The sequence below is a fragment of the Pseudomonas sp. G5001 genome (assembly GCF_013385475.1).
Classification (GTDB): Bacteria; Pseudomonadota; Gammaproteobacteria; order Pseudomonadales; family Pseudomonadaceae; genus Aquipseudomonas.
This window is the reverse complement of the sequence record NZ_JACAPZ010000035.1, coordinates 173,118-197,587: the sequence shown is the minus strand read 5'-3', so window position 1 is coordinate 197,587 and position 24,470 is coordinate 173,118. Positions and strand designations below refer to the sequence as shown.

24 protein-coding genes are annotated in these 24,470 nt (G+C 62.8%); 14 read left to right on the top strand and 10 right to left on the bottom strand.

Annotated elements, in window-relative coordinates:
* Positions 1-79: 79 nt before the first annotated feature.
* Entirely contained in the window at positions 80-565 is a 486-nt protein-coding gene (locus HX805_RS26020; protein ID WP_087694984.1) for a GFA family protein, read from the bottom strand.
* 34 nt (positions 566-599) lie between these two features.
* Complete coding sequence (locus HX805_RS26015) at positions 600-1,511, bottom strand: LysR family transcriptional regulator (protein ID WP_008436234.1); 912 nt, start codon at positions 1,509-1,511, stop codon at positions 600-602.
* Positions 1,512-1,774: 263 nt separating this feature from the next.
* On the opposite strand from HX805_RS26015, the gene HX805_RS26010 reads away from it, so the two are divergent.
* From HX805_RS26010 to dctM, 8 genes are all read left to right on the top strand, one after another.
* Positions 1,775-2,593, top strand: coding sequence for a MaoC family dehydratase N-terminal domain-containing protein (locus tag HX805_RS26010; protein ID WP_177009472.1), 819 nt, complete (start codon positions 1,775-1,777; stop codon positions 2,591-2,593).
* A gap of 31 nt (positions 2,594-2,624) precedes the next feature.
* Positions 2,625-3,788 carry an acyl-CoA dehydrogenase family protein gene (locus HX805_RS26005; RefSeq protein WP_087694986.1) on the top strand — a complete coding sequence of 388 codons (1,164 nt, stop codon included), beginning with the start codon at positions 2,625-2,627 and terminating at the stop codon, positions 3,786-3,788.
* Positions 3,789-3,798: 10 nt separating this feature from the next.
* The gene (locus HX805_RS26000; RefSeq protein ID WP_008436239.1) at positions 3,799-5,148 is read left to right on the top strand and encodes an MmgE/PrpD family protein; all 1,350 of its coding nucleotides are present in this window, start codon (positions 3,799-3,801) and stop codon (positions 5,146-5,148) included.
* 9 nt (positions 5,149-5,157) lie between these two features.
* Positions 5,158-6,354 (top strand): CaiB/BaiF CoA-transferase family protein, encoded by a 1,197-nt coding sequence (locus tag HX805_RS25995; protein WP_087694990.1) that lies wholly within the window; start codon positions 5,158-5,160, stop codon positions 6,352-6,354.
* Between the two features lie 14 nt (positions 6,355-6,368).
* Entirely contained in the window at positions 6,369-7,184 is an 816-nt protein-coding gene (locus HX805_RS25990) for a CoA ester lyase (RefSeq protein ID WP_177117428.1), read from the top strand.
* A gap of 222 nt (positions 7,185-7,406) precedes the next feature.
* Entirely contained in the window at positions 7,407-8,390 is a 984-nt protein-coding gene (dctP, locus tag HX805_RS25985) for a C4-dicarboxylate TRAP substrate-binding protein DctP (protein ID WP_003215057.1), read from the top strand.
* A gap of 175 nt (positions 8,391-8,565) precedes the next feature.
* Entirely contained in the window at positions 8,566-9,198 is a 633-nt protein-coding gene (locus tag HX805_RS25980) for a TRAP transporter small permease (RefSeq protein ID WP_003215060.1), read from the top strand.
* Complete coding sequence (gene dctM / locus HX805_RS25975) at positions 9,198-10,478, top strand: C4-dicarboxylate TRAP transporter large permease protein DctM (RefSeq protein WP_003215062.1); 1,281 nt, start codon at positions 9,198-9,200, stop codon at positions 10,476-10,478. Before HX805_RS25980 ends, dctM begins: the two co-directional genes overlap by 1 nt.
* Before the next feature lie 74 nt (positions 10,479-10,552).
* Here the strand turns inward: dctM and ampC are convergent, their stop codons facing one another.
* The gene (gene ampC, locus HX805_RS25970) at positions 10,553-11,707 is read right to left on the bottom strand and encodes a class C beta-lactamase (RefSeq protein ID WP_177117427.1); all 1,155 of its coding nucleotides are present in this window, start codon (positions 11,705-11,707) and stop codon (positions 10,553-10,555) included.
* Positions 11,708-11,840: 133 nt separating this feature from the next.
* Here ampC and HX805_RS25965 point away from each other — a divergent pair, with 133 nt between their 5' ends.
* Together HX805_RS25965 and HX805_RS25960 are read left to right on the top strand one after the other, a co-directional pair.
* Positions 11,841-12,716, top strand: a complete 876-nt coding sequence (locus HX805_RS25965; protein ID WP_177009468.1) for a LysR family transcriptional regulator — start codon at positions 11,841-11,843, stop codon at positions 12,714-12,716.
* Between the two features lie 191 nt (positions 12,717-12,907).
* The gene (locus HX805_RS25960; RefSeq protein WP_087694998.1) at positions 12,908-13,801 is read left to right on the top strand and encodes a LysR family transcriptional regulator; all 894 of its coding nucleotides are present in this window, start codon (positions 12,908-12,910) and stop codon (positions 13,799-13,801) included.
* Here the strand turns inward: HX805_RS25960 and HX805_RS25955 are convergent, their stop codons facing one another.
* The 3 genes from HX805_RS25955 to HX805_RS25945 all read right to left on the bottom strand — a co-directional run bounded on the left by HX805_RS25955 (position 13,802) and on the right by HX805_RS25945 (position 17,211).
* A complete protein-coding gene (locus HX805_RS25955) occupies positions 13,802-14,377 on the bottom strand; it encodes a DUF1349 domain-containing protein (RefSeq protein ID WP_177117426.1) in 576 nt (191 codons plus the stop codon).
* Positions 14,378-14,449: 72 nt separating this feature from the next.
* Positions 14,450-15,952 carry an APC family permease gene (locus tag HX805_RS25950; RefSeq protein ID WP_177117425.1) on the bottom strand — a complete coding sequence of 501 codons (1,503 nt, stop codon included), beginning with the start codon at positions 15,950-15,952 and terminating at the stop codon, positions 14,450-14,452.
* On the bottom strand, positions 15,949-17,211 hold the full coding sequence (locus HX805_RS25945) for an aspartate aminotransferase family protein (protein ID WP_177117424.1): 1,263 nt from the start codon (positions 17,209-17,211) through the stop codon (positions 15,949-15,951). Before HX805_RS25945 ends, HX805_RS25950 begins: the two co-directional genes overlap by 4 nt.
* A gap of 224 nt (positions 17,212-17,435) precedes the next feature.
* On the opposite strand from HX805_RS25945, the gene HX805_RS25940 reads away from it, so the two are divergent.
* Positions 17,436-18,620, top strand: coding sequence for a DUF2252 family protein (locus HX805_RS25940; protein WP_177050630.1), 1,185 nt, complete (start codon positions 17,436-17,438; stop codon positions 18,618-18,620).
* A gap of 140 nt (positions 18,621-18,760) precedes the next feature.
* Here HX805_RS25940 and yghX read toward each other — a convergent pair whose 3' ends face one another.
* Both yghX and HX805_RS25930 read right to left on the bottom strand, forming a co-directional pair.
* Entirely contained in the window at positions 18,761-19,648 is an 888-nt protein-coding gene (yghX, locus tag HX805_RS25935) for a YghX family hydrolase (protein ID WP_063029644.1), read from the bottom strand.
* 44 nt (positions 19,649-19,692) lie between these two features.
* Positions 19,693-20,187: a PaaI family thioesterase gene (locus tag HX805_RS25930; protein ID WP_087695007.1), complete on the bottom strand. Its 495-nt coding sequence runs from the start codon at positions 20,185-20,187 to the stop codon at positions 19,693-19,695.
* 118 nt (positions 20,188-20,305) lie between these two features.
* Here HX805_RS25930 and HX805_RS25925 point away from each other — a divergent pair, with 118 nt between their 5' ends.
* Positions 20,306-20,860: a YceI family protein gene (locus tag HX805_RS25925; protein WP_102369216.1), complete on the top strand. Its 555-nt coding sequence runs from the start codon at positions 20,306-20,308 to the stop codon at positions 20,858-20,860.
* A 3-nt stretch (positions 20,861-20,863) separates the two neighbouring features.
* Here the strand turns inward: HX805_RS25925 and HX805_RS25920 are convergent, their stop codons facing one another.
* Positions 20,864-21,754, bottom strand: coding sequence for a DMT family transporter (locus tag HX805_RS25920; protein WP_134326757.1), 891 nt, complete (start codon positions 21,752-21,754; stop codon positions 20,864-20,866).
* Positions 21,755-21,845: 91 nt separating this feature from the next.
* Between HX805_RS25920 and HX805_RS25915 the strand changes: the two genes are divergently transcribed.
* Positions 21,846-23,174: a PLP-dependent aminotransferase family protein gene (locus tag HX805_RS25915; protein WP_177019846.1), complete on the top strand. Its 1,329-nt coding sequence runs from the start codon at positions 21,846-21,848 to the stop codon at positions 23,172-23,174.
* A gap of 138 nt (positions 23,175-23,312) precedes the next feature.
* Here HX805_RS25915 and HX805_RS25910 read toward each other — a convergent pair whose 3' ends face one another.
* The gene (locus HX805_RS25910) at positions 23,313-23,744 is read right to left on the bottom strand and encodes a nuclear transport factor 2 family protein (RefSeq protein ID WP_003215089.1); all 432 of its coding nucleotides are present in this window, start codon (positions 23,742-23,744) and stop codon (positions 23,313-23,315) included.
* 255 nt (positions 23,745-23,999) lie between these two features.
* On the opposite strand from HX805_RS25910, the gene HX805_RS25905 reads away from it, so the two are divergent.
* On the top strand, positions 24,000-24,470 hold the full coding sequence (locus HX805_RS25905) for a RidA family protein (RefSeq protein WP_003215091.1): 471 nt from the start codon (positions 24,000-24,002) through the stop codon (positions 24,468-24,470).

Here is a 24,470-nt window from a genome sequence, read left to right as displayed (position 1 = left end):
GCTGTAAGAGCGGAACCGATATCAGCCATCACCCAAATAACGGATATTCACTCACTCACTCACTCACTCACTTAATCAATCAACCCAGCCCCAACCGCTCATGCCACTCGGCAATCGACTCCTCTGGATACTCCTCAAACTCCAGGTCCCCCGCGCGAACACTCACCTCAACCCACGGCGCCTTCGACCCCAGCATCAAATGCGTATGCTCCGGCGGCACCGGCAACGGCGTATCAATCGCCGAAGCAAACGGATGAATCAACTCCGGCCACTGCGGACTGAACAACCACAACCCCGACCCACACTGCGAACAAAAATGCCGCTCAGCCGTACTCGCATGCGCCCGGCTATCCCCCGGCTCTTTCATCCGCGCGTGATAAATCGAAATCAACTTGCGCCCCCGCACCTTGAGGCTCCTGGCATCCCCCCCAAGGTTGATCGCATACCCGCCACCCCCCTGGGTCTTGCGACAAATCGAGCAATAACACCGCTGATAAGGGTAGGGATGCGCACTCTCAAGACTGAACGAAACCGCGCCGCAATGGCAGGAACCTTCAAGCTGCATGACCAGATCTCCTTCGCAAAAGGGCAACGTTAGCTTAGGCGCCCGGCAGCCGGGGCGGTTCCATCTCGGGCATCAAGGTCGCGATCAACGCCCGAATCGTCCCCGGCAACGCCTCCAGTTCCCGCACCAGAATACTGCGCTCGCGCACTGCCCAAACTTCATCCAGCTTCACCGTCACCAGTTGCATGGTCCGGCTGTGCCGCACCGCCGCCGACTCGGGAATGATGCCGATCCCCACGCCCGCCTCAACCATCCGGCAGATCGCCTCGAAGCTCGACATTTGAATGCGCAACGACAAGTGCTTGCCCAGCCGCTCCACATGCTCACGCAGGAAACTCAGCAACGTGCTGCCGTCATGCAAGCCGATATGTTGATAAGCCAGGGTTTGCTCCAGCGTCACCGAAGGCAGGCCCGCCAGTGGATGCCCCACCGGTACCGTCAGCACCAGGTGGTCGGTGCTGAAGTGCAGCACCTGCAAACCCGACGCTTCCACAGGCCCGGCGATGATGCCCATGTCGCTGGTGCCATCCAGCACGCCCCGCACGATATCCCGCGACAGCCGCTCCTGCAGGTCCACCGTCACGCCGGGGCGCTGGGACAGGAAGCCGGCCAGCACCTCCGGGAGAAACTCGGTCACGGCGGTGGTGTTGGCAAAAATGCGGATATGCCCGGCCGAGTCGATGCCGTATTGGGTGAACTCGCTTTTCAGGTAATCCACCTGGCGCATGATCAGCCGCGCATGGTGCAGCAGCCGTTCGCCCGCCGGGGTGATCTCCACGCCACGGCTGTCGCGGTACAACAGGCGGGTGTCGAGCTGGCCCTCCAGGGCCTTGATCCGCGCACTGGCGGCGGCCGGCGAAAGGAACGCGCGCTTGGCGCCCTGGGTCAGGCTGGGGGATTCGGCGATATGGATAAACAGGCGTAAGTCAGCCAGATCAAAGTGCATGCAAGGCTCCGGGGCAGCGACGAAGAACCCATGTGGGAGCTGGCTTGCCTGCGATAGCGGTGGGCCAACCAAAGCAGTGTTGACTGACAGGGCGCTGTCGCAGGCAAGCCAGCTCCCACATTGATCATCCGGGTTCTTGAGATCTTTTTATGGGCGATGGCGTTCAGCATAGCCGAACGCTGCTTTATTGAAATGCAAATTCTCAGAACGGCCAAGGCCCAGCATGATCCGGTTCAGATTCCCTGCCCGAGGACATGCACCTGATGAGCGCCACAGACTGGATCGGCCGTAGCGAAACAGCCCACGACCACTTGAGCCACAACCTGCTCAAACGCATCGCCGCCACCTTTGGCGAAGCGGCACCGGCAGATGGCGAGCCGGTCCCGCCGTTGTGGCAATGGTGCTTTTTTCAGGACCCGCTGCCCGAGTCCGCCCTGGGCGGTGACGGTCATCCGGCCCGTGGCGGCTTCCTGCCGCCGGCCGATAATCGCAACCGCATGTGGGCCGGCGGGCGCATCGAGTTCTTCCATGCATTGCGTGCGGGTGAGGCCGCCACCCGCGTTTCGACCATCACCCAGGTGGAAGAAAAAACCGGTCGCACCGGCTCGTTGTTGTTCGTCACCGTGCGCCACGACTATTCCCAGGACGGCCGCCTGGCCCTGCGCGAAGAACAGGACATCGTCTACCGCGAACCCACGCCGCCCAAGCAGGGCAGTGGTGACGCGCTCCCCGAAGGCGCCTGGCGTGAAGCGGTCGACCCGACGCCAACCCTGTTGTTCCGCTACAGCGCCGTGACCTTCAACGGCCACCGCATTCACTACGACTACCCCTACGTCACCGGCACCGAAGGTTATTCGGGACTGGTGGTGCACGGGCCGCTGATCGCCACCTTGAGCCTGCGCGCATTTTGCCGCGCCAACCCCGCGGCCACGTTGCGCCGTTTCTCGTATCGCGGCGTGCGTCCGTTGATTGCCCCGCAAGCCTTTGAAGTGGGCGGGCACGTCACCGCGCCGGGCGTCGCGGAACTGTGGGCGGGCAACGCCGACGGCCTGGCCCAGCGCGCCGAACTGCATTTCGAATAAACCTCCAAGAACAACAGGCGGAGAGCCGTTAATGAACCCGAATGACAACGAAGAACTGAATGCCATCCGCGAAGGCGTGCGCGCACTCTGCGCCGAATTCGACGCTGCCTACTGGCGCAAGGTCGATGAAGAAAAGGGCTTCCCGGAAGCCTTCGTCAAGGCCCTGACCGACGCCGGCTGGCTGTCGGCAATGATCCCGGAAGCCTACGGCGGCTCCGGCCTGGGGCTGGCGGAAGCCTCGGTGATTCTGGAAGAAGTGAACCGCTGCGGCGGCAACTCCGGCACGGTCCACGGCCAGATGTACAACATGTTCACCTTGCTGCGTCACGGCAGCGAAGCACAGAAAAGCTTCTACCTGCCCAAGCTCGCCAGCGGCGAATTGCGCCTGCAGTCGATGGCCGTGACCGAGCCCACCACCGGCACCGACACCACCAAAATCAAGACCACCGCAGTCAAGCGCGGCGACAAGTACGTGATCAACGGCCAGAAAGTCTGGATCTCGCGGGTGCAGCATTCCGACCTGATGATCCTGCTGGCCCGCACCACGCCGTTGGCCGAGGTGAAGAAAAAATCCGAAGGCATGTCGATCTTCCTGGTGGACTTGCGGGAAGCCATCGGCAACGGCCTGACCGTGCAGCCCATCGCCAACATGGTCAACCACGAGACCAACGAACTGTTCTTCGACAACCTGGAGTTGCCGCTGGACAGCCTGATTGGCGAGGAGGGCAAGGGCTTTCGCTACATCCTCGACGGCTTGAATGCCGAGCGGACGCTGATTGCCGCCGAGTGCATCGGCGATGGCCGCTGGTTTATCGAGAAAGCCAGCGCCTATGCCCGCGACCGCGTGGTATTTGGTCGGCCCATCGGACAGAACCAGGGCGTGCAGTTCCCGATTGCCGAAGCCCATATCGAGATCGAAGCGGCCGACTTGATGCGCTGGCGTGCCTGTGAGGAATACGACAGCGGCGCCAATGCCGGGGCCAGCGCGAACATGGCCAAGTACCTCGCGGCCAAGGCTTCCTGGGAGGCGGCCAACGCCTGCCTGCAAACCCACGGCGGCTTCGGGTTTGCCTGCGAATACGACGTGGAGCGCAAGTTCCGCGAGACCCGCCTGTACCAGGTTGCGCCGATCTCCACCAACCTGATCCTGTCCTACGTGGCCGAGCATCTGCTCGAACTGCCACGCAGCTTCTGAGGGCCCGACCATGAGCCATACCCAAGCGCTGTGCCGGTTCCTCGCCGAGTTGAATTACGCACAATTGCCGGACGCCGTACTCGCCCGCACCGAAGACCTGTTCCTCGACTGGCTCGCCTCGGCGCTGGCCAGCAAGGGCGCGCATCCGATCCCGCTGTTCGAACGTTATGCCCGCAGGATGGGCCCGGCTGATGGCCCGGCGCAGATCATCGTCAACGGCGGCAGCAGCAGTGCCTATTTCGCCGCGCTGGTGAATGGCGCGTCGTCGCACCTGGTGGAGCAGGATGACCTGCACAACAGCTCGGTATTGCACCCGGCGACCGTGGTGTTTCCGGCGGCATTGGCGGCGGCGCAAGACCTCGGCAAGTCCGGTCGCGAGCTGCTGCTGGCCTCGGTGGCCGGCTACGAAGCCGGGATTCGCATCGGTGAGTTCATGGGCCGTTCCCATTACCGGATCTTCCACACCACGGCCACCGTCGGCACCCTCGCGGCGGCGGTGGCCGTGGGCAAATTGCTCGACTTCAACCAAGAGCAATTCATCAACCTGCTGGGCAGTGCCGGCACTCAGGCGGCCGGGCTGTGGGAGTTCCTGCGGGACGCCGCCGACTCCAAGCAACTGCACACTGCCAAGGCCGCTGCCGATGGTTTGCTGGCGGCGTATCTGACAGCGGACGGGCTGACCGGTGCGCGCAATATTCTGGAAGGCGATCAGGGGATGGCGGCGGGCATGTCCACCGACGCCGACCCAGGCAAATTGTCCGATCGCCTCGGCAGCCGCTGGGCGCTGCTGGAAACGTCGTTCAAGTTCCATGCTTCATGCCGCCACACCCATCCGGCCGCCGATGCGCTGCTGGATCTGATGCAGCGCGAAGGGCTGGGCCATGAGCAGATCGCCCATGTGGAAACCCGCGTTCACCAGGGCGCCATCGACGTGTTGGGCCGGGTGACGCTGCCGCAGACCGTGCACCAGGCCAAGTTTTCCATGGGCACCGTGCTGGGGTTGATTGCCGTGCATGGCAAGGCCGGGCTGACCGAGTTTCACGAGCTGGCGCTGAGCGACGGGGACGTGGCGGCGTTTCGCGACAAGGTCTCCATGACCCTCGACGCCGAAGTCGACGGTGCCTATCCGCAGCGCTGGCTGGGCCGGGTGATCGTGACCACCGCCGATGGTCGCACCCTGCACGGCGCCATCGACGAACCCAAGGGCGACCCGGGCAACACCCTGAACCGCTCGGAGCTGGCCGACAAGTTCCAGCGCCTGACCCAATTCAGCGGTGCCCGCACACCCGCGCAAACCACCGGGCTGATCGAAAAAGTCTGGGACCTGCGCAACGCCGCGTCCCTGGCTCACTGGCTTTAAGGAACTGTCATGACCGCTAATCAACGACCGCTGGACGGCATCACCGTTGTCAGCCTGGAACACGCGATTGCCGCACCGTTCTGCACCCGCCAGTTGGCCGACCTGGGCGCGCGGGTGATCAAGATCGAACGTCCCGGCGCCGGCGACTTTGCCCGGGGCTATGACGAGCGCGTGCGCGGCCTGGCCTCGCATTTCGTGTGGACCAACCGTTCCAAGGAAAGCCTGACCCTGGACCTCAAGCACGACGATGCCGGGGACATCCTGGAAACCCTGCTGGCCGATGCCGATGTGCTGGTGCAGAACCTCGCACCGGGCGCGGCCGCGCGCATGGGTTTGTCATTCGAGGCGCTGCATGAGCGCTTCCCGCGGCTGATCGTCTGCGACATCTCCGGCTATGGCGAGGGTGGCCCGTATGAAAAGAAAAAGGCCTACGACCTGCTGATCCAGAGCGAAGGCGGCTTTCTCTCGGTCACCGGTGGCCCGGGTGAAGACCAGATGGCCAAGGCCGGCTGCTCCATCGCCGATATCTCCGCCGGGATGTACGCCTACAGCGGCATCCTCTCGGCGCTGCTGCTGCGGGGCAAGACCGGGCAGGGCAGTCGCATCGACGTCAGCATGCTGGAAAGCCTGGTGGAGTGGATGGGCTACCCGATGTATTACGCGTTCGACGGCGCGCCCCAGCCACCGCGCGCGGGTGCGGCGCATTCGACGATCTACCCCTACGGGCCGTTTCCCACCGGCGACGGCGGCACGGTGATGCTCGGGTTGCAGAATGAGCGGGAATGGGCGGCGTTCTGCGACAAGGTGCTGCTTACCCCGGAATTGGCCACCGACGAGCGTTTCTCGGCCAACTTCAAGCGTTCGGAAAACCGCGACGTGCTGCGCCAGATCATCGTCGACCGTTTTGCGCAGATGAGCGCCGAGGGCGTGATCCAGCGCCTGGAAGACGCGCAAATCGCCAGTGCACGAGTCAACGACATGCAAGGCGTGTGGGACCACCCGCAGCTCAAGGCCCGGGACAGTTGGCGTGAAGTCGACAGCCCGGCGGGCAAATTACCGTCGTTGCTGCCACCGGCACGCAATGCCGCGTTCACCCCGCGGATGGATGCGGTGCCGGGGCTGGGGCAGCACAGCCAGGGGATTCTCGACCAGCTGGGTTACTCCGCTGAAGCCATCGACGGCCTGCGTATCCGCGGCGTTATCTGACAAGGAATCGAACGATGCCAATCTCTCTTGTGCGCTCTGCGCTGTTTGTACCGGGCAGCCGACCGGAACGTTTTGCCAAGGCCCTGGCCAGTGGCGCCGATGCGGTGATTGTGGATTTTGAAGACGCGGTGGAAGAGCCGCTCAAGCGTCAGGCCCGGGACAACCTCGGGGTGTTTTTGCAGGCGACGCCGGCGGCGCGGGTGTGGGTGCGGATCAACGCGCCGGAGCATCCCGAGCATTTTGCCGATGTGGCGTTCTGTCAGGCCCACGCCGGGGTCGCGGGGGTGTTGCTGCCCAAGGTTGAAAGTGCGGCCCAGGTGGCCGTGGTGGCTGCAACGGGCAAGGCTATCTGGCCGATTATCGAGAGTGCGCGGGGTTTGCTGGCGGTGGCGGAAATCGCCCATGCGCCGCTGGTGGAGCGCCTGTCGTTTGGTGGCCTGGACCTGGCGCTGGACTTGAACCTGAGCAGCGGCTCCCCGGCCGCGCAATTTGCCCTGGACCAGGCTCGCCTTGCCTTGATCGTGCATTCCCGCGCCGCCGGGCTGGTGGCGCCGCTGGACGGCGTGCACCCGGCCATCGACGACCCCGGAGGCCTGCGCCGTTCGATTCGGCATGCCTATGAAATGGGCTTTGCCGGCGCGCTGTGTATCCATCCCAAGCAGGTGGCGGTGATTCACCAGGCGTTGGCCCCCAGTGCCGAGGATCTGGCCTGGGCCAAACGGGTGGTGGACGCTGGTGCCCATGGGGCCGGGGCGTATCAGCTGGACGGGCAGATGGTGGATGCACCGGTGTTGTTGCGGGCCCAACGATTATTAGCCGCGCAACCGTAGAAATGTGGGAGCGGGCTTGCTCGCGAAAGCGGTGGGGCAGCCAGTGCATCCGGTGACTGGCACACCGCTTTCGCGAGCAAGCCCGCTCCCACATTGGATCTCTGTCGTTTGCAAAATCGGCGTTCGTCCACGCCGAACGCAGGTATCTAAAATTCGAAATTCTCTATACGCGTGACATCAGGCACCTTGCCCTATAACACAACAATAAGAAGGTGATTTTCCATGCTCAAGCTTTCTCGGGCGCTGTTCTGCGCCGCCACCTTGTTTGCCGCGGGCCTGGCCCAGGCGGCCGACCCCATCGTGATCAAGTTCGCCCACGTCGTCGCGGAAAACACCCCCAAAGGCCAGGGCGCCTTGCTGTTCAAGAAGCTCGCTGAAGAACGCCTGCCCGGCCGGGTGAAAGTCGAGGTGTACCCCAACTCCTCGCTGTTCGGCGACGGCAAGGAAATGGAAGCGCTGCTGCTGGGCGACGTGCAGATGCTGGCGCCGTCCCTGGCCAAGTTTGAGCAGTACACCAAGCAAGTACAGATCTACGACCTGCCGTTCCTGTTCAACGACCTGGCGGCGGTCGACCGTTTCCAGGCGGCCCAGGGCAAGGCGTTGCTGACCTCGATGCAAGACAAGAACATCCTCGGCCTGGCCTATTGGCACAACGGCCTCAAGCAACTGTCGGCGAACAAGGCATTGCGTGAGCCCAAGGATGCCCGTGGCCTGAAGTTCCGCGTGCAGGCCTCCAGCGTCCTGGAGGAGCAGTTCAAGGCGATCCGCGCCAACCCGCGCAAGATGAGTTTTGCCGAGGTGTACCAGGGCTTGCAGACCGGCACCGTCAACGGCACCGAGAACACCTGGTCGAACTATGAAAGCCAGAAGGTCAACGAAGTGCAGAAGTACTTCACCGAATCCAACCATGGCCTGATCGACTACATGGTGATCACCAACGCCAAGTTCTGGAACGGCCTGCCGCCGGATGTGCGCACCACCCTGGACCAGGTCATGGTTGAAGTCACCGTCGAGGTGAACAAGCAGGCCGAGGCGCTGAACCAGTCGGCCAAGCAGAAGATCATCGACGCCAAGACCAGCGAAATCATCGAACTGACACCGGAGCAACGCCAGCTCTGGCGCGAAGCCATGCGCCCGGTGTGGCAGAAGTTCGAAGGTGAAATCGGCGCTGACCTGATCAAGGCGGCCGACGCGTCGAACCAGTAATTTGGAGAGCACCGAGATCAAATGTGGGAGCGGGCTTGCTCGCGAATGCGGTGTATCAGTCACCGAATGCATCAACTGAAAGACTGCATTCGCGAGCAAGCCCGCTCCCACATGTTGATCCGGTTCCCGCCTCCAAGCCTTGCACACACCTATCTCCGCTTCGCGAGGTTTTGCCATGCAAACGCTAAGGCGCGTCTGGGAGCACCTGGAGGAAGGCTTTATCGCCATCCTGCTGGCCGCCATGACCCTGGTGACTTTTGTCTACGTCATGCTCAACAACATCTACACCCTGTTCTTTGCCCTCGCCGACAAGTGGGCGTGGAGCAGCGGTTTCTTCAACGCCCTGGGTGACCACACCATGGGCTGGGCCCAGGACATGACCTGGAGCGTGGCGCTGACCAAGGCCATGTTCGGTTGGTTGATTTTCTTTGGCATCTCCTACGGCGTACGCACCGCCGGCCACCTGGGGGTGGACGCGCTGGTCAAGCTGACGCCGCGCCGGGTGCAGCGCCTGCTGGGCATGCTCGCCTGCCTGTGCTGCCTGGCCTACGCCGGGCTGTTCATGGTTGCCAGCTACAAGTGGTTGAGTGCGGTCACCACCGCGCACATCGGCGCCGAAGACCTCGACAAGTTCGGCATCGACGTCGACGACATCGTGGTGATCGTGCCCATCGGCTTTGCCCTGGTGTTCATCCGCTACCTGGAAATTTTCTACCGCATCTTCACCCACCGCCAAACCGGGCTGGGCCTGGCCGACGAAGCCGGTGAAGCCAGCAAGTTGGCCGGCAGCCATGAGGAGCGTCACTGATGGCCGTTCTGTGTCTGTTTTTGCTGCTGTTCGTGTTCATGTTCCTCGGTGTGCCCATCGCGATTTCCCTGGGGTTGTCGGGCGCGGTGTCGATCCTGATGTTCAGCCCGGACTCGGTGAGTTCCCTGGCGATCAAGCTGTTTGAAACCTCGGACGCCTATACCTTCCTGGCGATTCCGTTCTTCTTGTTGTCGGGTGCGTTCATGACCACCGGTGGCGTGGCGCAGCGGCTGATCGACTTTGCCAACGCCTGCGTTGGGCATATCCGCGGCGGGCTGGCGATTGCGGCGGTGCTGGCATGCATGCTGTTTGCCGCACTGTCGGGCTCCTCGCCCGCGACAGTGGCGGCGGTGGGTTCGATTGCCGTGGCGGGTATGGTGCGCTCGGGCTACCCGAAGGAATTCGGCGCCGGGATCATCTGCAACGCCGGTACCCTGGGCATCCTGATTCCGCCGTCGATCGTGATGGTGGTGTACTCGGCCGCCACGGAAACCTCGGTGGGCAAGCTGTTCATGGCCGGGGTGATTCCGGGCCTGCTGCTGGGCTTGATGTTGATGGTCGCGATCTACATCGTCGCGCGCATCAAGAAACTGCCGGCCCAGCCACGGGCGACCTTTCGCGAGTGGCTGACCTGCGCCCGCCGGGCATTCTGGGGCCTGTTGCTGCTGGTGATCATCCTGGGCGGGATCTACAGCGGCATGTTCACCCCGACCGAAGCGGCGGCGGTGGCGGCGGTGTACTCGGCGTTTGTCGCGCTGTTCATCTACAAGGACATGAAGATCAGGGATTGCCCCAAGGTGCTGCTGGAGTCCGGGCGCTTGGCGATCATGCTGATGTTTATCATCGCCAACGCCATGCTCTTCGCTCACGTGCTGACCACGGAGCAGATTCCCCAGGAAATCACCGCGTGGGTGATCTCCGAGGGCCTGACGCCGATTGGTTTCCTGATCATGGTCAACGTGGTGTTGCTGGTGGCGGGCAGCTTTATGGAGCCGTCGGCGATCGTGCTGATCCTGGCGCCGATCTTTTTCCCGATTGCGATGAAGCTGGGGATCGACCCGATTCACCTGGGAATTGTGATGGTGGTCAACATGGAGATTGGCCTGGTGCATCCGCCGGTGGGGTTGAACCTGTTTGTGACCTCGGCAGTGACAGGGCTGACGCTGGGGCAGACCATCCGCGCGGCGTTGCCGTGGCTGATGATCCTGCTGGTGTTCCTGATCATGGTGACTTACCTGCCGTTCATATCGCTGGCCTTGCCGCATTGGCTGGGGATGTAAACCCAACTTGAATCACGCCACAAAACAATGTGGGAGCGGGCTTGCCCGCTCCCACATTTGAGGTGTGCAGGGATTTATTTATCCATCGCACTCAAGATCGCATGGGCCACTTTTACCCGTTCGGCATTCGGGTAGTTCTTGTTCGCCAGGATCACCACCCCCAGGCCTCTGCTCGGCACGTACGCCACATAGGCGCCAAAACCACTGGTGGCGCCAGTCTTGTTCACCAGCGTGTCGGCATGGGGCGCTTGCGGTGGTGTCAGCCAGTTGACCTTGTGGGGCTGAAAGGCCATTTGTGCCGAGTTGCCTTGGGTCAATGCATCCAGCGTGATTGGGTAGGGGTACATCTCCCAGCCGAGGCCCTGGGTCATGCCATCCACCGTGTAGTAGCCGGTGTGAGTTGCGGCAATCGCCTGTTGCAGCGGCTTCTCCAGCTTCGCCGGGTGCATGTTCACTTCAACGTACTGAATCAGGTCCGAGGTGCTGGTCTTGATGCCGTAGGCCTCGGCGTCCAGGGCGCCAGGCCCGACGCGCACCGGTTTGCCGGCCTTGTCGTAACCCTGGGCGTACAGGTTCATTTGTGACTTGGGTACGCTGATAAAGGTGTGCTTGAGGCCGAGTTTCGGCAGCAGGGTCTGCGCCATCAACCGGTCAAACGGCTGGCCCAGGCTTTGCGCTGCCAGGTGGCCGAACAAGCCGATGCTCGGGTTGGAATACAGGCGTTGGGTGCCGGGAGCGAAGTCCGGTTTCCAGTGCTGGTAGTAGCTGATCATCTTGCCGGCGTTATCGGACTCATCGGGGAATTGCAGGGGCAAGCCACCTGCGGTGTAGGTGCCGAGGTTGAGCAGGCTGATGTGGTCAAACGTGTCGCCGCGCAATGCCGGCAGGTATTGGCTGGCCGGGTCCGACAGCTTCAGCTTGCCGTTGGCCAGGGCATAGCCGGCAAGGGTGGCGGTGAAGGTCTTGCTCACCGAGCCGATTTCAAACAGGGTGTTTTCGGTGACGGGCTGCTTGCTCTCCTTGCTGGCGACGCCGTAGTTAAAGTATTGCGCCTTGCCGTTCTGTACGATCGCCACCGACAGGCCGGCGATGTCCTGTTGCTGCATCAGGGGCTGGACCGTACTGTCCACGACCTGGCGCATGTCGGTAGCCGCCATGCAGTTGCCTGCGCCGAGCAATAAGGCGAATATCGCGGTGTTGCGCACGGTTGGAAAAAGGGATGTGTACATGATGACGTGACTTCCATGAAGGTGATCGGGTGAATACCGTTGCCTGCGCAGGCGCCGCAAATCTAGGCAGTTTGTGATCCCGCGGCAAACGATGATATCTCGCAACAGCCATTAGAAAAATTAGGGTCAAGCCATGCTCCGTTCCCATTTGCCACTCAACGCGCTGCGAGCCTTCGAGGCGTCTGCGCGGCATTTGAGTTTTACCCGGGCGGCGATTGAACTGTGCGTCACCCAGGCGGCGGTCAGTCACCAGGTGAAAAGCCTGGAGGCGCAGCTCAATGTCACGCTGTTCAAACGCCTGCCCCGGGGCCTGATGCTCACCAGCGAGGGCGAGACCCTGCTGCCGGTGTTGCGCGAATCCTTCGACCGGATAGCTCAAACCTTAGGCCAGTTTGAAGGTGGGCATTACCGCGAAGTATTGACGGTAGGCGCGGTGGGCACCTTTGCAGTGGGCTGGCTGTTGCCGCGGCTTGCGGATTTCCAGGCGCGCTACCCGTTTATCGACTTGCGCCTGTCCACCAACAACAACCGCGTCGACGTGGCGGCCGAAGGCCTGGATTACGCAATCCGGTTTGGTTCCGGCGCGTGGCACGGCACCGAGGCGTGCCAATTGCTGGAGGCACCGCTGACGGTGCTGTGCGTGCCGCAACTTGCTCGGCAATTGCAGACTCCGGCGGACCTGTTGAAGCACACGCTGCTGCGCTCATATCGTGCGGATGAGTGGACGCAATGGTTCCAGGCCGCGGGATTGCCAGCCGACACGCTGGTGCCGCGCAGTATCGTTTTCGACTCGTCCCTGGCGATGATGGAGGCGGCGCTGCAAGGGGCGGGGGTGGCCCTGGCGCCGGCGATGATGTTCAGCCGGCAGTTGGCGACGGACGTGATTCGCCAGCCCTTCGAGATCGGCATCACCACCGGCAGTTATTGGCTGACGCGCTTGCAGTCACGGGCCGAGACGCCGGCGATGCTGGCGTTCAAGACCTGGTTGCGTGAAGTGGTCATGCACTGAGGTTGGGTCGACGCTGTGGCGAGGGAGCTTGCTCCCGCTGGGCTGCGTAGCGGCCCCAAAGAAGCGACGGTGTTAGTTCAGCAAGAACGCGGCGGATGGTTTCAGGGGCGCTGTGCAACCCAGCGGGAGCAAGCTCCCTCGCCACAGGTTATTCTCCCACTCGGTCTGCCCATTGATCATAAGAGGCTGCAATGCAAACTTCCGGCGTAGACATCCGTCAACTCAAGGCCTTCGTGGTGGTGGCCGAGGAGCTCAGCTTCGTGCGCGCCGCGACCCGCCTGCATGTCTCGCAACCGGCGCTGTCCCAGACCATCCGCCAGTTTGAGGCGCTGCTGGACGTACAACTGTTCCAACGCAACACCCGCAACGTGGCACTGACCGAAGCCGGCCTGGCCTTGCTGGTAGAGGCGCGGGAAATCGTCAATGGCGTAAGCCGCCTGGTACGCACCGCCCACGAACATGCACGCGGCGTACGCGGCTCATTGAATATCGGCTTCCTGATCGGCGCGGGTGTGGACTTGATGCCGCAAATCCTCAGCGTGTTCGCCAGGCGCTACCCGGAGATCGAACTGGTGGTGCGCGAGTATGACTTCGGCTCGCCCCATGCCGGGATCGACGAGGGCATGGACGTGTCGGTGCTGCGCCCGCCACTGGGCCTGCCGGACATCGAGTTGCACACCCTGGTGACCGAACCCTGCGTGGCGTGCCTGGCGTCCAGCCACCGGTTGGCCGGGGAGAGCAGCGTGAGCATCTACGACGTACTGGATGAGCCGATCATTGCTGCACCGGGAGTGGGCGTGTGGCGCAGTTTCTGGACCGCCGACGCGTACCGCGATGGCCAGCCGGCGCGGATCGTCCATGAAGCTTCGACGGTGGAGACCGAGTTGCAGGCGGTGGCGTCGGAGCGCGGGATCAGTATCACCGCGCTGTCCACCGCACGTTTTTATGCACGGCCCGGCCTGGCCTTCCCGGTGATCAGCGATATGCCGATGTGTGAAGTGGCGGTCGCCTTGCCGCCACAACCGAGTGTGGCGGCGCGCAACTTTGCCGAGTTGGCAATGGAAGTGGCGAGCAGCCGGGGTTAGTCAGGACAGGTCGTGCAGGGATTTGCCGTTGGGCGCACTTACCTGAAGCTCGGAAAACTCCACCTCCAGCCCGCCACGTTCCGGCGTGCAGCAATAAGGCCCCACCCGATACGACGCAGCCACGGGGAACGGCGCCAGGCGCACCAATGGCCAGCTCACACCATCCACCGACACCTGCACGCGCAGCACGCCCTTGGCCACGGTGGCGCGAATCCAGAACGCCTCGGGATCACCCGGGAACACACCGGTGGCCCAGTCCGACACACCATCGGTCAATACGCTGCTCAACAGCGTCACACCGTCGGACAGTTCCGCACCGATCTTCACCCAATGGGCTTCATCCACCCGCACCATCAACCCGGCCTGGTCATACAGGTGGGTAAACTCACTGTGGATTTTGACTTGGGCGGTAAAGTCGCCGTCGGTTTCAACAAACAGGAAATGCCCGTTGTCGCGCACAAAACCATAGTGGGTTTCTCGCCAGAAATCGGTGCTGGCATCGGTGCGCACCTTGAGGCGCTGGCCTTCTCGGCTCCATTGCTGGGGTTGATTGAGCCAGCTGGCCTGTTCAAACATCGGGAAGCTCCTTGGAGGTGACAAGACAAAACCCCGGCGCCCGGGGTTTTGTTGTTTGGCTGCAATCAGCGGCTAGTGGTCGAGCAATTTGCCGCTCGGCCCGGCGGTGCCATTGTTAAGGCGCGTGCGCAGCGAAAACAACCACCACAGCACGCCGACCCCGAGTGTAACCCCGGTGGTGATGGCGCCGGTGTGGCTTTCTTCGGGCACGCTCAGGGTCAGGATCACCGCGATGGCCCACAGGCCGCCGAGGACGATCATCGGCAACAACCACTTGCCCAGGCTGAACACACCCGCAGCCGCCCCCGGCATCCGGCCATTTTTATAGGCCAGGTACGCGGCAATCAGCGTCAGCAGGTAGGTGCAGTAGTAGGTCAGGCCGACCATCGAGTAGATCGCCGTGACAAACCCGCCGCTCGCCAGGTTCAGCAGCACGGCGATGGCGGTGATCAGCACGATGGCGGCGACCGGCGTACCGAAGTGCGGGTTGATCTTCGCCAGCACCTTGGAGCCCGGCAGCATGTTGTCCCGGGACAGGGCGAAGGTCATGCGCGTGGCCACCGCCATGTTGGCGATCAGGCAGGCGAGGATCGAGGCGAAGGCGATCACGATCATGCCCACGCCGGCGGCATTGCCCAGTTGCAGGCGCACGATATTGATCACCGGGTTTTCGCTGTGGCTGAGCAGCTCGCTGACCGACCCCGGGATCGCAATGCTCAGCAACGCGAACACCACGAAGCCCAATACACTGGACACCAGCACCGCACGAATCATCGCCCGGGGCGCGGCGCGGCGTGGGTCCTTGGTTTCTTCGGACAGGTCGGCGGCGCCCTCCCAGCCCAGCAGCACCGAGACCGGCAGCAAGGTGGCGAGGGCGAGGGTGGTGAAGCTGAGGGTGCCGCCGCTCACCGGTTGTGCGGAGGTCAGGATCGCCACGCCCTGGGTGTGCTCGAAGAAGAAAAACACCCCGAAGAACAACGCAATCGCCAGCAGCACCGTGCCGATGATTTCGATGATCGCGCCGATGTCGTTGATCCGCGTGGCCAGGCGAATCCCGCAGATGTTCAGCAGGCCTACCACCAGCGTGGCACCGATGCTCAGGCCCTGGATCTGGCCCTGTGTCGGGCTGGCCCAGATCTCCGGCGCGAACACCGTGCCGATGGCCGCCGAGGTGGCGGCTGTACCGGCGACAAACGAGGTGAACGCGACCCAGCCGGTAAACCAGCCGAAGTGATTGCCCGCCAACCGGCTGGACCATTGGTAGGCGTAGCCGGTAAGCGGAATGCGCCCGGCCAGGTGGCAGTAGACCATGACGATGCAGCACACCAGCGGGATCACCAGCAGCCACAAAAGGATGCCGATACCGCCGACGCGGTTGAACGGGTCGGCGAACAGCGTGACCACCCCGGTGTTGATCGAGACCATGGAAAAGGCCAGGGCAAACGAGGTGAACGAACTCATGGTGCGGTGCATCTTTTGCTCGTAGCCGAGGCTGGCCAGGTCGGCGTCGTCGCTGGACAGCGGGGCCTGGGCATTCGGCGGGGCGGTCACGGTGTTTTCAACGAATGTGCTCATGGCCGTTGCTCCTCGATGATGCCGATCACCTCGTCCAGCACATCGAGGGCCTTGGCCAGCAACGGGCGTTCGATATCCAGCGGAGGCTTGACCTTGATCAGGTTACCCAGCCCGGCGTAGCGGCTTTCGCCAAACAATACGCCGCGCTCCACCCCAAGGCGATACACCTCCTGGGATTCGCGGCAGGCCGGTTCCTTGGTGGTGCGGTCCTTGACCAGCTCGATGGACGCCATCAGCCCGGGGCAGCGCACGTCGCCGATCAGCGGGTGGCGGGTTTGCATGTCCTTGAGGCGGGCGGTGATGTAGTCGCCGGAGTCGCGGGCTTTTTCGCAGAGGTTGTCGGCGACGATCGCTTCCACCGTGGCGTAGCCGGCGGCCAGCGAGACCGGGAAGTGGCCGAAGGTCAGGGCTTCTTCACCTTCGTCGAACCACTTGAGCTTGTCATCGGCGAGGATCCCGGCCAGCGGGAAGCCGCCGCCGACGCCTTTGCCGAACACGATGATGTCGGGCAGCACGTCGTAATAGTCCGCAGCGAACATCGTGCCCATGCGCCCGAAACCGGTCTGCACTTCATCAAAAATCAGCAGCACGCCGAGGCGGTCGCAGATCTCGCGCACGCCTTTGTAGTAGGAGCGGGGGAACTCGATATGCCCGCCATTGCCCTGGATCGGTTCCATCATCACTGCTGCCACGCCACCGTCGACGCCCTTGAGGATGGTTTCTTCCAGCAGGCCAAGGCACAGCTGCGACTCGGTTTCCGGGTCCATGCCCAGGCGCGTGCGGTACGGGTTGGGGTGGGGGACGCGGGTGAAACGTGGCTGGATCGCCAGGAACGGATTGTTCGGGTGCGGCCAACTGGCGCCGAGGGTGGCCAGGGAGCGGCCGTGGTAGCCGTCCTGCAGCACCAGCAGGTTCTGTGCGCCGGGGCGGTTCTTGAAAGCCAGTTTCATCGCCATTTCACCGGCGAGGCTGCCATGCAGGGCAAAGCCCATCTGGTTGAGGGCGCCCGGGGAGACTTCCCACAGCTTCTTCACCAGCCGGGTGTGGGCCGGTGAGCCAAAGTTGGGGCGGATGTGAGTCATTTCGCGCAATTGCGCAACGGCGGCTTCCACCACCCGGGGGTCATTGGCCCCCAAATTGTTCGACCAGGCCTGGGCGGTACAGTCGATGTATTCCTTGCCCTGATCGTCCCATACCAGCGAGCCTCGGGCCTTGACCAGGTTGATCTTGGCGGGTGCGGTGTTCATCACTTCATTCATCTGCGTTATCTCTTTTGTTAGGGCGGCAGTGTTTGGGGATGTGTGCAGTTAGGGTTGTGACTCGCTGCATCGAGTTGACCCGATGCTAGTCCCGGAGACGGGAGGAATAGAAAGACCGATTGCAGTGGGATTGATTGGCGTGGCTTATTAATAGAATCCTCTGAAACAAAATGAAACATTTGTCGCGGGCCAGCCTCTACCGTATCTCCACGACGAGTACTTCTATGAAAATTCCGCGTCCCTCTTCGCGAATGCCCCACCTCACGCAACTGCGCAACCTGAAGATGGCGCGCTCCGCCCACGCCTATGTGCGGGGCAGTACGGTTCAGTTTTACGAGTGGCTGCACAGCCAGCGCGGCCGGCGCTTGCCCCACGGGCCGGCGATCTGGATCTGCGGCGACTGCCACGCCGGTAACCTTGGGCCCACGGGCGATACCAAGGGCCGGATCGACATGCATATCCGTGACCTTGACCAGGCGGTGATCGGCAATCCGGCCCATGACCTGGTGCGCCTGGCCTTGTCCCTGGCCACCGCTGCGCGGGGTTCGGACCTGCCGGGGGTGACCACCGCGCGCATGCTTGAAGAGATGATGGTGGGCTACGCGCAGGCGTTTAAAGACAAGCCCGACGAGGCACCACCGCGCCCGTCCCAGGTCAAGTCCGGGATGCGCAGTGCGGTGGAGCGCACCTGGAAGAATCTGGCCCGCGAACGTATTGAAAACACCCGGCCGACAATTCCATTGGGCAAGCATTTCTGGTCGTTGTCGCGGGCAGAAAAGTCCGCCCTTGAAACGTTGTGCGCGTCGGATGAAATCCACCGGCTGGTGACTTCGCTCAAAGGCCGCTCCAACGACGCCGAGGTTGAGCTGCTGGACTCGGCCTATTGGGTCAAGGGTTGCAGCTCCCTTGGATTGCTGCGTTATGCGGTGTTGCTGGGAGTAGGGGACAAGTCTGATCAGGAATACTGCCTGCTCGACATCAAGGAAGCGGTAGGCGCTGCGGCGCCGCGTGCGGCCCGGGCAAAAATGCCTCGGGATAACGGCCGGCGGGTGGTGGAGGGTGCGCGGCACCTGTCACCGGCGTTGGGGGAGCGAATGTTGGCCACGCGGTTTCTGGATCACGGGTTTTTCATCCGCGAACTGCTGCCCCAGGACATGAAGCTGGAGTTGGATGAGCTGAGCGAGATTGATGCGATGCACGCGGCCGGGTACCTGGCGCGGGTGGTCGGCGTAGCCCATGCGCGGCAGATGGACCGGGATACGCGCAAGGATTGGATGGCGCTGTTGCAAGAGAATCGCTCCAGGCAACTGGATGCGCCTTCGTGGCTGTGGACCAGTGTGGTGCAGTTGGTGGGGAGCCATGAGGAAGGGTATTTGAATCATTGCCGGCGGTATGCGCTGGAGCACTGAGCTCAAGAACGCTGAAAGTCCCCTGTGGGAGCGGGCTTGCTCGCGAAAGCGGTGGATCAGTCAAACATCTGCTGACTGACACACCGCGTTCGCGAGCAAGCCCGCTCCCACATGAGTTGGGTGGTGTTTTGGAGGGCGGGTTACACCAGGTATTTCTTGAACCAGCCCAACGTCCGCTCCCACGCCAGATTCGCCGCCGCCTCGTCATACCTCGGCGTCGAATCGTTGTGGAAGCCGTGATTGGCGCCCTTGTAGATAAACGCCTCATAGGTCGTGCCGGCCGCCTTCAACGCTTTCTCATACGCCGGCCAGCCCTCATTGATCCGCGTATCCAGCTCACCGTAATGCAACATGATCGGTGCCTTGATCCGTGGCACATCCTTGGCTTCCGGCTGGCGCCCATAAAACGACACCGCCGCACCCAGCTCCGGATAAGCCACGGCCGCCGCATTCGTCACGCCGCCGCCATAACAGAACCCGGTAATGCCCACCTTGCCGGTGCTTGCATCGTGGTGCATCAACCATTCGATGGCCGCGAAAAAGTCGTTCATCAGCTTCTCGGGATCGACTTTCTGTTGCAACTCCACACCTTTCTCATCATTGCCGGGATAGCCACCCACCGAGGTCAGGCCATCCGGCGCCAGGGCAATGAATCCGGCCTTGGCCAACCGACGGGCGACGTCTTCGATATACGGGTTCAACCCCCGGTTTTCATGCACCACCACCACCGCCGGCACCTTGCCGCTGGCCTTGGCCGGGCGCACCAGGTAGCCGCGCACCGTGCCGTTGCCCTTGGGTGACGGGTAGGTGATGTAGTCGGCGACGATATCCGGGTCGGTGAATTTCACCTGCTCGGCCAGGGCGTAGTTGGGGCTCAGGGCGGCGAGCAGGGCGGAGGCCGTCAGCCCGCCGAAGGTGAACAGTGCTGCGCGGTCGAGAAATTCCCGGCGGTTGATCTTGCCGTGGGCGTAGCCGTCGTAAAGCTCCAGCAGTTCAGGGGCGAAGTCTTTGGCGGTCAGACGAGTCATCGGTAGCGTCCTCGATTAGCGGTGGGACTGAATGTAGACCAGTATCAGGCTTCCCGGCCATGGGCCGCGGCGGCCAGTTGCCCGGTGTCGACCCGTACGAAGACCGAATCGCCAATCGCCGTCAGCACGCCATCGGCGTACACCTCGCACACCACGCGGCTTTTGCGCCCCACGTCACCTTCGACTTTTGCGCGCAAGGTCAGCGGCACGCCCATGGGTGTCGGCTTGATGAATTTGATTCCCAGGTTGCCGGTGACGCAGTCGATACGCGGCAGGCTGCCGGGTTCGCGTTGCTCGGCCCGGTAGTGGTAGGCCATGGCGGTCCAGTTCGAGTGGCAGTCCACCAGCATCGCGATCAAGCCGCCATAGACCAGGTCTGGCCAGCCGCTGTATCGGGCGTCGGGCTGGTGCTCGGCGATCACGTGGATGCCGTCGGCGTCCCAGCGGCTCTTGATGTGCAGCCCGTGGGGGTTGCTGCTGCCGCAGCCATAACAGACGCCTTCGGGGGCGGTGGTGTCTTGCAGGGAAAGCGCGGGCATCGTGGCTCCTTGTTGTTTGAGTTCCGTCGAGGCACGAGCCTAATGCCAGGCGCGTGAATAAATCCAGCGCCTACGCTGTTAGCAGTGCACAGCGTGTTCATTCCCGGTTGAGAATCCCATGAAATCTCGATTGCCAGCGGTCTTCCTTGCCTTCGCCACCTTGTCCAACGCGTACGCCGTGGAATACACCGACGTGAATCCGACGGCCAGCACCATCAGCTTCACCTATGACCAGATGGGCCAAGAGGTGTACGGCACGTTTGGCACCTATTCGGCGACCCTGAATTTCGACACGCAAAACCCGGCTGCCGCCAGCACCGTACTGACCATCCAGCTGCCGAGCATCAATGCCGGCAGCGACGACGCCAACACCGAGCTGCCCAAGCCCGGCTGGTTCGACATGACCACCTACCCGGTGGGCACCTTCACCTCGACCCACATCACTGACCTGGGCGACAACCGTTACCTGTTCAGCGGCAACCTGACCCTCAAGGGCCAGACCCGGCCGGTGGAGGTCAAGGTGGCCCTCAAGGAGCAGAGCGGCATTGGCGTGTTCGACGGCGAATTCGTGCTCAAGCGCGATGACTTCAGGATCGGCGCGGGGGAGTGGGCGGACAGCGTGGTGTCCAATGCGATTGTCATCAAGTTCAAGATGGTTGCGCCTGAACGCTGATGGTCAGCGGGCGAACTTCTTGGCCCCCGCCACACACGCAATCACCGCGACGGTCACCCCCAGCATGCCCAGGCTCACCTGCTCATGCAGCAGCGTGGCCGCCAGTGCCAGGCCGAAAAACGGTTGCAGCAACTGCAATTGCCCGACGGCGGCAATGCCGCCCTGGGCCAGCCCGCGGTACCAGAACACAAACCCGATCAGCATGCTGAACAGCGACACATAGGCCAGGCTCAGCCAGGCCGGCAGGCTGATGCTCACGAAAGTGCCCGGGGCGAGGATCGCCGTCAGCGGGGCCACAATCGGCAGCGCGATCACCAGCGCCCAGCAGATCACCTGCCAGCCACCCAGGGTGCGTGAGAGCCTGGCCCCTTCGGCATAACCGAGGCCGCACACCAGGATTGCCAACAGCATCAGCAAATCCCCGGCGGGCGCAGCGCTCAGGCCCTGGGCAACCGCGTAGCCCACCACCAGCAGGCTGCCCAGGATCGAAAACAGCCAGAACACCAACTTGGGCCGCTCGCCGCCGCGCCATACGCCGAAGACCGCAGTGGCTAACGGCAGCAGGCCGACAAATACGATGGAATGGGCACTGGTGACGTACTGCAAGGCCAGTGCGGTGAGCAAAGGAAAGCCGATCACCACGCCCAGCGCGACGATTGCCAGGGGCAGCAACTGACTGCGGGCCGGGGTTTTTTCCTTGAACAGCCACAGCAGGCACAGGCCGAGCAGGGCGGCGATGGTGGCGCGGGCGACGGTCAGGAATACCGGATCGAACTCCAGCACCGCCAGGCGCGTGGCCGGCAGCGAGCCGCTGAAGATCACCACGCCGATCAAACCGTTGATCCAGCCGCTGGCGTTGTTTTCCCGGGTGTTGAGGTGGGTGGTTCGTTCCATGGGTGTAGGGCTCGATAGGGATAAGTTGCGTCCTGCGCATCCTATGATTCACTATCAAGACAATCAAAGAATTGTCATGGATACATCGCCTATGCCCCGCGCCCGCTACAAGACATTGGTGGACACCTTCGCCAGGGATATCCGTTCGGGCGCGCTGGCGGCGGGCACCCGGTTGCCGACGCACCGCCAGTTGGCCGCCAGCCATGGCCTGGCGCTGGTCACGGCCAGCCGGGTGTACACCGAGCTGGAGGCCATGGGCCTGGTCAGTGGTGAAACCGGGCGCGGAACCTTTGTGCGGGAAATCGCGTTGTCGCCGGGGCAGGGCGTCGGCCAGATCGCGGTGGCGGCGGGCATGATCGATCTCAACTTCAACTACCCGTCGCTGCCGGGCCAGACCGACCTGCTGCGCACCGCATTGCGCCAGTTGGCGTTGTCCGGCGACCTGGCGGCGCTGCTGCGCTATCAGCCTCACGCCGGTCGGCTGCATGAGCGGGCAGCGGTGGCGCGTCATCTGCTGAGTCGTGGGTTGACGGTGCAGGCCGAGCAGGTGCTGATCGTCAGCGGTGCCCAGCATGGGCTGGCGGTGACCATGATGTCGCTGCTCAAGCCCGGCGATGTGGTGGCGGTGGATGCGCTGACCTATTCCGGGTTCAAGGTGTTGGCCGAGACGCTGCACCTGGAAATCGTCGCGATCCCGGTGACCGCGACGGGCCCCGACTTGGCCTTTCTTGAACAACTCTGCGCCCGGCGCCCGGTACGCGCCGTGTACAGCATGCCGACCCTGCATAACCCGTTGGGCTGGGTGATGAGCATAGAGCAGCGCGAGCACCTCGTGGCGATTGCCCGTCGGCATGACCTGATCCTGATCGAGGATGCTGCCTACGCGTTTTTAGCCGAGGACGCGCCACCGCCCGTGGCCGAACTGGCACCGGAACGCACGGTGTATGTGTCGGGGCTTTCCAAGAGCGTCGCCACCGGCCTGCGGGTGGGTTACGTGGCTGCGCCGCTGCCGTGGATGGCGGCGCTGGAACGTACGGTCATGGCCACCACCTGGAACACTCCGGGGGTGATGACTGCGGTGGCTGCCGCGTGGATCGACGACGGCACGGTGCTGCAGCTTGAAGCGCAAAAACGTAAGGACGCCCAGGCGCGCCAGGCGGTGGCCGATGAGGTGTTGGCGGGCTTGAATGTTATCCGCCATCCGTCTTCGTATTTCTTGTGGTTGCCGTTGCCGGAAGATGCCCGCGCCGATCAGATCACCATGGCGCTGGCACGGGAAAATATCTCGGTGTCCACCGCCGAGCCGTTTGCCGTTTCGGCCCACGTGCCCCATGCCTTGCGTGTGGCGCTGGGGTCGGTGGACCGGGAGGTGCTGCGCGAGGCGTTGGTGAAAGTGCGCTGGGCGGTGGAGGCGTGCTAGGGGGCCGGATCGTTCCCACGCTCTGCGTGGGAACGCCGCCTTGGACGCTCCGCGTCCCGCTGTAGATTTGCGCGATAGTGACGCAGAGCGTCACCGGATGCATTCCCACGCAGAGCGTGGGAACGATCCAGGCGGGACTCAGAACTTGTAGGCCTGGCGCCCGATCAGCAGCCATTTGCCTTTCTGCTTCTGCCAGACCTGGAAGTTTTCAATTTCGGTGGGCACCTCGACGCCACTGTTCACCGCCTGCGCGGAAAAGTGGTTGCGCACCAGGGCGGTGTCGCCATTGAGGGTGATGGTCTGTTTCTGCATTTCCAGGGTCTTGAAACCACTTCTGCCGGTTTCAATGTCGGCGATAAATTCCTGCTTGTTCTGGACCTTGCCGCTGGAATGGCCGTAGGTGAGGTTGTTCGCGGTGAGGGCCTGCAGTTGCGGGATGTCCTTGTGCAGCATGGCCTGGGTCAGATGATCGACCGCAGCGGCTACATCCTTGTCACTTGCGGCAGGCGCGGCGGCCGCGTAACCGCTGAACAGGCACAGAAAACCAATCAGAACCTTGACGTTTTGCATGGGTGTTTCCTTGTTGTTGTGGGTACCGGGACGACTCGGGCTGTGTTTTTAAGTCGTCGTACAACCATGCCGTATTTACCGGGATCAAGGAAAGTGAAATTTGTTCTTGGCTAGAAGATAAGCGCTGTTTGCCAGTATTAGTTGTCGTATCACTTGCGAAATAGCGGTCGGCACTTCCCGTGGAAATGGCACATGGCTATGCTGTGGCCGGCGACTTCATGGCGTGGATTCGCAACGACTGAGGAAAACAAAAAAATGACACCGGATCAAAAATACGCGGCGGCTATGGTGCGCCTGGGTTACCAACTCAACGAGTTCAAGATCGGCGGCAACTACACGCCGCTGCTGAGGGACGGCAATCACGTCTACATCAGCGGCCAGATTCCGCGGGTGGGTGACGCCATCGTGTTGCCCGGCAAGGTCGGCGAAAGCCTCAGCCTGGCCGACGCACAGATTGCCGCGGGCGTCAGCGCACTGCGTTGCCTGGGGTTGCTCAAGCAGGCGCTGGGTTCGCTGGACCAGGTCAAGGCGATCCTCAAGATCAATGTGTACGTGCGCAGCGCGGATGACTTCGACCAGCAAAGCGAAGTGGCCAACGGTGCGTCGGACCTGTTGAACGAGATCCTGGGGGCCGCAGGATCCCATACACGCACCTCGGTGGGCGTGCTGCAATTGCCCAAGGGCGCGGCCGTGGAAATCGACATGATCGCCGTGGCACGGGACTGA

What these genes read in the sequence shown, in the direction of transcription:
- HX805_RS26020 (WP_087694984.1), bottom strand. Translation starts at nt 565, where the DNA reads ATGCAGCTTGAAGGTTCCTGCCATTGCGGCGCGGTTTCGTTCAGTCTT.
- HX805_RS26015 (WP_008436234.1), bottom strand. Translation starts at nt 1,511, where the DNA reads ATGCACTTTGATCTGGCTGACTTACGCCTGTTTATCCATATCGCCGAA.
- HX805_RS26010 (WP_177009472.1), top strand. Translation starts at nt 1,775, where the DNA reads ATGAGCGCCACAGACTGGATCGGCCGTAGCGAAACAGCCCACGACCAC.
- HX805_RS26005 (WP_087694986.1), top strand. Translation starts at nt 2,625, where the DNA reads ATGAACCCGAATGACAACGAAGAACTGAATGCCATCCGCGAAGGCGTG.
- HX805_RS26000 (WP_008436239.1), top strand. Translation starts at nt 3,799, where the DNA reads ATGAGCCATACCCAAGCGCTGTGCCGGTTCCTCGCCGAGTTGAATTAC.
- HX805_RS25995 (WP_087694990.1), top strand. Translation starts at nt 5,158, where the DNA reads ATGACCGCTAATCAACGACCGCTGGACGGCATCACCGTTGTCAGCCTG.
- HX805_RS25990 (WP_177117428.1), top strand. Translation starts at nt 6,369, where the DNA reads ATGCCAATCTCTCTTGTGCGCTCTGCGCTGTTTGTACCGGGCAGCCGA.
- dctP (WP_003215057.1), top strand. Translation starts at nt 7,407, where the DNA reads ATGCTCAAGCTTTCTCGGGCGCTGTTCTGCGCCGCCACCTTGTTTGCC.
- HX805_RS25980 (WP_003215060.1), top strand. Translation starts at nt 8,566, where the DNA reads ATGCAAACGCTAAGGCGCGTCTGGGAGCACCTGGAGGAAGGCTTTATC.
- dctM (WP_003215062.1), top strand. Translation starts at nt 9,198, where the DNA reads ATGGCCGTTCTGTGTCTGTTTTTGCTGCTGTTCGTGTTCATGTTCCTC.
- ampC (WP_177117427.1), bottom strand. Translation starts at nt 11,707, where the DNA reads ATGTACACATCCCTTTTTCCAACCGTGCGCAACACCGCGATATTCGCC.
- HX805_RS25965 (WP_177009468.1), top strand. Translation starts at nt 11,841, where the DNA reads ATGCTCCGTTCCCATTTGCCACTCAACGCGCTGCGAGCCTTCGAGGCG.
- HX805_RS25960 (WP_087694998.1), top strand. Translation starts at nt 12,908, where the DNA reads ATGCAAACTTCCGGCGTAGACATCCGTCAACTCAAGGCCTTCGTGGTG.
- HX805_RS25955 (WP_177117426.1), bottom strand. Translation starts at nt 14,377, where the DNA reads ATGTTTGAACAGGCCAGCTGGCTCAATCAACCCCAGCAATGGAGCCGA.
- HX805_RS25950 (WP_177117425.1), bottom strand. Translation starts at nt 15,952, where the DNA reads ATGAGCACATTCGTTGAAAACACCGTGACCGCCCCGCCGAATGCCCAG.
- HX805_RS25945 (WP_177117424.1), bottom strand. Translation starts at nt 17,211, where the DNA reads ATGAATGAAGTGATGAACACCGCACCCGCCAAGATCAACCTGGTCAAG.
- HX805_RS25940 (WP_177050630.1), top strand. Translation starts at nt 17,436, where the DNA reads ATGAAAATTCCGCGTCCCTCTTCGCGAATGCCCCACCTCACGCAACTG.
- yghX (WP_063029644.1), bottom strand. Translation starts at nt 19,648, where the DNA reads ATGACTCGTCTGACCGCCAAAGACTTCGCCCCTGAACTGCTGGAGCTT.
- HX805_RS25930 (WP_087695007.1), bottom strand. Translation starts at nt 20,187, where the DNA reads ATGCCCGCGCTTTCCCTGCAAGACACCACCGCCCCCGAAGGCGTCTGT.
- HX805_RS25925 (WP_102369216.1), top strand. Translation starts at nt 20,306, where the DNA reads ATGAAATCTCGATTGCCAGCGGTCTTCCTTGCCTTCGCCACCTTGTCC.
- HX805_RS25920 (WP_134326757.1), bottom strand. Translation starts at nt 21,754, where the DNA reads ATGGAACGAACCACCCACCTCAACACCCGGGAAAACAACGCCAGCGGC.
- HX805_RS25915 (WP_177019846.1), top strand. Translation starts at nt 21,846, where the DNA reads ATGCCCCGCGCCCGCTACAAGACATTGGTGGACACCTTCGCCAGGGAT.
- HX805_RS25910 (WP_003215089.1), bottom strand. Translation starts at nt 23,744, where the DNA reads ATGCAAAACGTCAAGGTTCTGATTGGTTTTCTGTGCCTGTTCAGCGGT.
- HX805_RS25905 (WP_003215091.1), top strand. Translation starts at nt 24,000, where the DNA reads ATGACACCGGATCAAAAATACGCGGCGGCTATGGTGCGCCTGGGTTAC.